Source organism: Mesorhizobium sp. M7A.F.Ca.US.006.04.2.1 (assembly GCF_004022915.1).
GTDB lineage: Bacteria > Pseudomonadota > Alphaproteobacteria > Rhizobiales > Rhizobiaceae > Mesorhizobium > Mesorhizobium ciceri.
The window spans coordinates 1-6,713 of sequence record NZ_RZQA01000304.1 but is presented as its reverse complement, the minus strand read 5'-3'; the positions used below and the strand labels follow the sequence as shown (position 1 = coordinate 6,713).

Sequence of the window (6,713 nt, the reverse complement as noted above, 5' to 3'; positions counted from 1 at the left end):
TGCCTGCACTGCTCGAATCGCCGTTCGAGGTGGCGGTCAGGCCCTGTTCGATCGTCGGCCGGATGACGAAGGAGCCCCATTTGACGCCGGTGGCGGCAAACGGATCATCCTCCAGCTTCTTCTTCTGGCCTTCGATGGCGTCCGTACGCTCCGCTCCTGGGTCGAGCTTCTGCCTGTCGGCGCTGTCGATGGTGAGTGCGCGGCGGTTGGCCGTGTCCGCATCGGTCTCTGCAGCATCGGTGGCGTCCGGCGTGGAGGCGGTCGTGGAAGCGGTGATGTCGGAGGTGTCGGCCGTCGATTTCTTCTTCTTTTTCGACTTGTCGGCAGCCCTGTCCTTGGCCTGGTCAGCCGCATTCTGCCTGGCGCTCGATGAGCGGCGGCGAGGCTTGGGCGGCGCCGCCGTGTCGGCGGACGTGTCGTCAGTGGCTGCCGGCGGGTCAAAGAGGCTGCCGGTCGCGGTGGCGTCGCCAGTGTCGGCGTCGTCAGGCACGGCACCGGCGCTGGCCGGCAGATAGGTGCGGGCCGGCGCATTGTCCTGCGCGGCGTTGGCCGGCTGTTGACCCTGCGCTGCCAAGGCCAGCTGTCTCGCCTTGCGCTGCTGGTCGGACAGGATCGCCGATTCCGAAACTTCGCCGCGCAGTTCGGTTTCCTGGGCATGGAGCGCCGTTGGGCGCAGCAAGGCAAACATGCTGGTTGCCAGCAGCAAGGCGCAGACCGCCTTGCCCCCACGTCGCGTCGAATTTTCTGGCTGGACCCCGGACATCGCCACCACTGCTTGCGCGGCGCACGCGCGCCATACTTACCGAACCGTAAATGGGGATGGTTAACGGAGGGTTGAGGCAGCGGCCCGTCAGCTGCCTGAAGCGCTGATTTCCAAAGGGATTCATACTGCGTGCGTTTTCTCGCCTGCCGTCGTCTGAACCACCGCACACGTTCGGGCGATATGCCTGGGCCATTTCCGTTGGACAGCGCGCCGGCAAAGCGCTAATCGCATCAGCCATGCATGCGGGATCCCTGGATAAGAAGCCTTTGGACAGGCAAGCCTCGATCGCTTCGGCGCTGAGGACGGTGGCGACAGAACAGGCTGGTGTCGCAGCCCTCGCCGAGGCGCTGGAGAATGGGCTGGCCGCGCCTTTCGCCCAGGCGGTCGAGATGATCTCGGGGATTGAAGGCCGGCTCATCGTCACCGGCGTCGGCAAAAGCGGCCATATCGGTTCGAAGATCGCGGCGACGCTGGCCTCGACCGGCACGCCGGCTTTCTTTGTCCATCCCGCCGAAGCCAACCACGGCGATCTCGGCATGATCGCCAGGGACGACGCCATCATCGCCATGTCGAGGTCGGGCGAAAGCAAGGAACTCATGGGCATCGTCGCCTATTCCAGGCGCTTTTCCATTCCGCTGATCGCCATCACCGCCGGAGAGACATCGGCGCTGGCGCGGGCGGCGGACGTGGTGCTGCTTTTGCCGCGCGCTCCGGAGGCCTGTCCGCACGGCCTGGCGCCAACGACATCGACGCTGCTGCAACTGGTGATGGGCGACGCGCTGGCGATCGCGCTGCTCGAAGCACGCGGCTTCACGCCGGACCATTTCCGCACCTTTCACCCGGGCGGCCAGCTCGGCGCCAACCTGACGCAGATCCGCGAGATCATGCATGTCGGCGACAGGCTGCCGCTGGTGGTTGCGGGCACCGGCATGCAGGACGCGATCCTGGAACTGTCGCGCAAAGGGTTTGGCTGCGTCGCGATCACCGATGTCGACGGTGCGCTGGTCGGCATCATCACCGATGGCGACATCCGCCGTCACATCGGCAGCAATCTGCTGGCGATGACGGTGGATCAGGTGATGACAAGAGGTCCGAAGACCGCGACGCCGGACACGCTGGTGGCAACGGCGCTGCAGACGATCAACAATTCAGCCATCACCAGCCTGATGGTGGTGGAGGGCCGGAAACCAGTCGGCCTCATCCACCTGCATGATCTGCTGCGTATCGGCGCCGCCTGAACGTTCAGACCGCCTCGACGGTCAGTTCCAGATCCGTATCGGCCGCACCCGTCACGCGCACTTGCGTGCCGGCCGGCAGGTCAGGGCCGGAGACACGCCACAGTGTGTCGCCCAGCTTGATGCGGCCGCGCCCGTCACGGATCGGTTCGGCAAGTGTCGCCATCCTGCCGACCATTTGCGCGCCGCGCCGGTTGAGCAGCGGCTGATCGGTCGGGTCGTTGCGGCTGCCGACCAGCTTCTTGCCGACATAGGCCGAGACCAGCGACAGCGCCAGGAAGGCGAGGACCTGGACCTGCCATGTCCAGAAGCCGGTGTCCCAGATCAGCAGCGACACAGCGCCGATGATCAGCGCGGCGATGCCGATCCACAGCATGAAGATACCCGGCGCGATGATTTCCATCACCAGCAGGACGAAACCGAGAACCATCCAGTTCCACGGGCCGAGTTCGGAAACGATGCGGTCGATCATTGGTTTCGACCTCAGTTGTCGGTTGGGCGAACGACCGGCGGGCGCGCGGCCTGCCTCTGCGAGCCGGTCGTGCCTTCGCTGCGGAAGACTTCCTTGGCGATCTCGCCAATGCCGCCGAGCGAACCGATCAGCGACGATGCCTCGAAGGGCATCAGCACGATCTTGCTGTTGGTCGCGGTGCCGATCTTGCCCAACGCTTCGGTGTATTTCTGGGCTACGAAGTAGTTCAGCGCCTGCACATCGCCTTTGGAGATCGCTTCCGACACCACCTGGGTGGCGCGGGCCTCCGCCTCGGCCGAACGTTCGCGCGCCTCGGCATCGCGGAAGGCGGCTTCCTTGCGGCCTTCGGCCTCGAGGATCTGCGACTGCTTGAGGCCTTCGGCGGCAAGGATCTGGGCGCGCTTGTTGCGTTCCGCGGTCATCTGCCGGCCCATCGATTCGATGAGGTTGGCCGGCGGGTTGATGTCCTTGATTTCGACGCGGGTGATCTTGATGCCCCACGGGTGGGCCGCTTCATCGACGACGCGCAGCAGGCGCTCGTTGATGGCGTCGCGGTTCGACAGGAGTTCATCGAGATCCATCGAACCCATGACGGTACGGATGTTGGTCATCGTCAAATTGAGGATGGCATTCTGCAGGCCGGAAACCTGGTAAGCGGCCTGCGCGGCGTTGAGGATCTGGAAAAAGGCGATGCCGTCGACACCGACAATGGCGTTGTCGCGAGTGATGATTTCCTGGCTTGGAACGTCGAGCACCTGCTCCATCATGTTCATCTTGGCGCCGATGCGGTCGATGAACGGGTAAATGAAATTGAGACCCGGGCTCAGTGTCTTAGTGTAACGGCCAAAGCGCTCCACCGTATAGTTGTAGCCTTGCGGGATTGTCCTGATGCCTTTGATCAGCAGCACCAATACCAGAAGGGCAAGTGCACCAACCGCAATATCGAAACCACTGAAATCCATTTGGCTCTCCCTCAGACGAAGGCCGCACAAGCCATTCTCGCGCGGCCGACTTCACCAAAGACTTAAGTGTGTTTCAGATGCGTTACAATCAGGTGATGACGGATTGTTTGCGGGTGCGATCAGCGGTTGAAGGCAAACAATCTTGCATCCGTGTCCTCCAGCCCGTTGATCGAAGCCGGGACAATCTCGGAAGCGATCTGCGAGAAGGTGATGCCGTTGCCGCCGTAGCCCATCACCGCATGGATGCGCGGGTGGCGGGGAATGGCACCGATATAGGGCAGGCCGGTGGTTGTGGTGCCGAACGAACCGGTCCAGGCAAAATCGGGCCTGGTGTCGAGATGCGGAAATACCAGGCCGAGCTTCTCGGCGATGCGTGTGCTCTTGTCGGCGATCAGCTCGTCGCGCCGCGCTTCGTCGACAAAATCCTCGTCCTCGCCGCCGCAAATGACCCGGCCGTCGATCGTCGTGCGCATATACAGATACGGCTCCGACGCTTCCCAGATGAACGCTGCGTCCGGCCAGAGCTTTCGCGGTTGCGGGCATGTTGCGATCGCCCATGTCGAGATGATCCGGTGGGCCGCGGCCGGCACGATCTCCACAAGTTCGTAGCCGGTAGCCAGAACAACATGTCGCGCGGTTATGGTCGGGCCATCCCTGGTCGCGACGACAACAGCTTCGGCGCTATCCTCGATCACTGTCGCTTCGACGGGGGCGTAGAAGCGAGCCTTGCGCTGAAGGGATTTCAGCAGCAGCCCAGCCGTCAGCTTACGCGGGTCGAGCGCGATGTTGCCGTGGCTGAGAATGGCGCCTTCGCGGTCGATGCCGAATGTCTCCGCCAGCGGCGCCGGCGTCAGATAGGTCGCGGCGATGCCGGCTAGCCGCCGTGCCTTGGCCTCGTCGCGCAGTTCCGACGGACCAAGTATCGTGCCAGACAGATAGAGCGACGGCGCCCGGCTCAGGCCACAGTTGATGCCGAGTTCGGCGATGCGTCCGGCGAGATTGGAGACGGCGAGCCGCGAGCGCCGCCAGGCCTGCTGCGCCGAGGCTCTGCCGACCATCTTCGAGAGCGTGGAGAGAGGCTGGTCTATTTCGAATGCCACCAGTGCGGTGGTTGCGGCCGTCGAGCCCTTCAGCGGACCGCGCCGGTCGATACAGATCACCCGATGGCCATCGGCCGTCAGCGCCTCGGCCATCATGGCGCCGCTGATGCCCATGCCGACGACCAGCACATCTGCCTTGACGTCCCGGATCAGGCCGTCCGTCGGCACCGCAGGCGCGCTATAGGCTGACCAGACGGGCTGGCCAGTTCTGAGGTCGAGTTTGCGGGACATCGCATTCTCCGGCGGCGCGCCTTAACGCCCCGGAGCTTGTGTTGTTCCGGAGTTAGAGCGGCGAGCCGCTCTAACTCCGGTTGACGAAATTCCCAAGGGAAAGCGCTATCGCTTTTCCCGGGAAAACCGTTTCACACTTTTCCTGGAATTTCTCCTAGACCCAGCCAGACAGTTCGCGCCGCACCATCGCCTCGATCACCGCCATCCCCTCCGCGCTGTCGTTGAGGCAAGGGATATGGGCGAAATTCTTGCCGCCGGCATGGTGGAAGGTTTCGGCCGCCTCGCGGCCGATCTCATCCAGCGTCTCGATGCAGTCGACGGAAAAGCCGGGATTGACGACGGCGATCGACTTGACGCCGTCCTGTGCGAGTTTCTCCACCGTCTTGTCGGTATAGGGTTGCAGCCATTCCTGCGCGCCGAAGCGCGACTGGAAGGTGATGATCAGTTTCTTGTCATCCCAGCCGAGCCGTTCGCGCAACAGCCGCGTCGTCTTCTGGCAGTGGCAATGATAGGGATCGCCCTTCTCGAAATAGGGTTTTGGAATGCCGTGATAGGAGGTGATGACCACCTCCGGCTCGAAATCCAGCGTCGCCAGATGCCGTTCGATCGAACGCGCCAGCGCCTCGATATAGACCGGCTCGTCATAGTAGGGCGGCACGCTGCGGACGGCCGGCGCGCGGCGCATCTTCATCAGCGCGCGAAACAGCTGGTCGTTGGCTGTTGCCGTGGTCGTCGCCGAATATTGCGGATAGAGCGGAAACGAAAGAATGCGATCGCAGCCCTGGTCGGCCAGACGCTGGGCAATGCTTGCAGTCGAAGGATTGCCGTAGCGCATCGCCCAGTCGACGACGACATCAGGCAGGTCGCGCAGCGCTTCGGCCAGCTTTTCGGCCTGGGCACGGGTGTAGGTGCGCAGCGGCGACTCGTTCTTTTCCCGGTTCCAGATCCGGGCGTAATTGGCGCCGGACTTCTTGGGGCGCGTGGTGAGCACAAGTCCATAGAGGATCGGATACCAGATCGCCCTGTTGAGCTCGATGACGCGCGGATCGGACAGGAATTCACGCAGATACCGCCACATCGGCTTGAAATCGGTGCCATCGGGCGTGCCCAGATTGACCAGCATGACGCCGATCTTGCCCGCCTTGACCGGCGGATGCCCAGCGGGCAACGGGCCGAGCGCTTTTGCGACCTTGGGATCGGCAGGGGTGGGAAGCGTCATAAGGGTTCTCCGGGAGACGCGAACCTAACCATCTTGCGCGCGCATTCAATGCAGCGTCTGGCCGCACCTTAAAGCGGATTGTCCGAATGGATTCAGACGGCCCGCTTTAAGTCTTTGTTTTTATGCATGTCGTTCTCCCAAAACCGAGGTCACTTTTGAGCGACATGCATTAGCCCGAAAACAGGACGCCCGTCCGGTTTTCGGACGGGCGGTGTCATTCAGGCATATAAGCGAGCTATTTCGGCGGGATGGTCAGGGTTGCGCCGACAGGAAGCCGGCGGGGTTCGTAGCCCTTGTTGGCGCCCGAAATGACCTTCCACCTGGCGCCGTCGCCATAGGCTTTCTTGGCCAGATCCCAATAGGTGTCGCCGGCAACGATGACATGGCTGGCTTCCGCTGGCGCGGCCTCAGCAGGCTTTGCCGGCTCGGCCGGTGCCGGCGCGGCTGGTTGCGCTGGCGGGGGAGGTGCTCCTTCCGTCGATATGGCCGGTGGTGTGTTGGCGATATCGCCCGAGTTGGCCGGCAATTCAGGCATTGCCGGTGCCGCTTCGGCAGGCTTGGCGGCTTCAGCCGGTGCGGGCGCCGGGGTGGCCGGGGCTGCTTCGGCTGGCTTGGCCGGATCGCTTGCCGGGGCCGCAGGCGCCGCGGCGACGGTCGCGGCTATTTCGGTGATGCGGCCGTCGAGCTTCGGCGTGTAGGGCCGGTGGGCGCCGAGATAGTCGGCAACCACC

6 protein-coding genes and 1 pseudogene are annotated in these 6,713 nt (G+C 63.5%); 1 reads left to right on the top strand and 6 read right to left on the bottom strand.

Features of this window, described 5'->3' with window-relative positions; all coding sequences use genetic code 11:
• Positions 1-763 (bottom strand): annotated as a pseudogene (locus EN925_RS17425) (outer membrane beta-barrel protein); the annotation flags it as partial.
• 236 nt (positions 764-999) lie between these two features.
• Here EN925_RS17425 and EN925_RS17420 point away from each other — a divergent pair.
• Complete coding sequence (locus EN925_RS17420; protein ID WP_128336746.1) at positions 1,000-2,001, top strand: KpsF/GutQ family sugar-phosphate isomerase; 1,002 nt, start codon at positions 1,000-1,002, stop codon at positions 1,999-2,001.
• A gap of 4 nt (positions 2,002-2,005) precedes the next feature.
• Here EN925_RS17420 and EN925_RS17415 read toward each other — a convergent pair whose 3' ends face one another.
• From EN925_RS17415 to EN925_RS17395, 5 genes are all read right to left on the bottom strand, one after another.
• Positions 2,006-2,470, bottom strand: a complete 465-nt coding sequence (locus EN925_RS17415) for an NfeD family protein (RefSeq protein WP_013529725.1) — start codon at positions 2,468-2,470, stop codon at positions 2,006-2,008.
• An 11-nt stretch (positions 2,471-2,481) separates the two neighbouring features.
• Entirely contained in the window at positions 2,482-3,432 is a 951-nt protein-coding gene (locus EN925_RS17410; protein ID WP_013529726.1) for an SPFH domain-containing protein, read from the bottom strand.
• 119 nt (positions 3,433-3,551) lie between these two features.
• The gene (locus tag EN925_RS17405; protein ID WP_127385189.1) at positions 3,552-4,763 is read right to left on the bottom strand and encodes an FAD-binding oxidoreductase; all 1,212 of its coding nucleotides are present in this window, start codon (positions 4,761-4,763) and stop codon (positions 3,552-3,554) included.
• A gap of 154 nt (positions 4,764-4,917) precedes the next feature.
• Positions 4,918-5,982: a ferrochelatase gene (gene hemH, locus EN925_RS17400; protein WP_027161401.1), complete on the bottom strand. Its 1,065-nt coding sequence runs from the start codon at positions 5,980-5,982 to the stop codon at positions 4,918-4,920.
• A gap of 235 nt (positions 5,983-6,217) precedes the next feature.
• On the bottom strand, positions 6,218-6,713 hold a 496-nt coding region (locus EN925_RS17395; protein ID WP_128336744.1), incomplete at its 5' end, for a LysM peptidoglycan-binding domain-containing protein.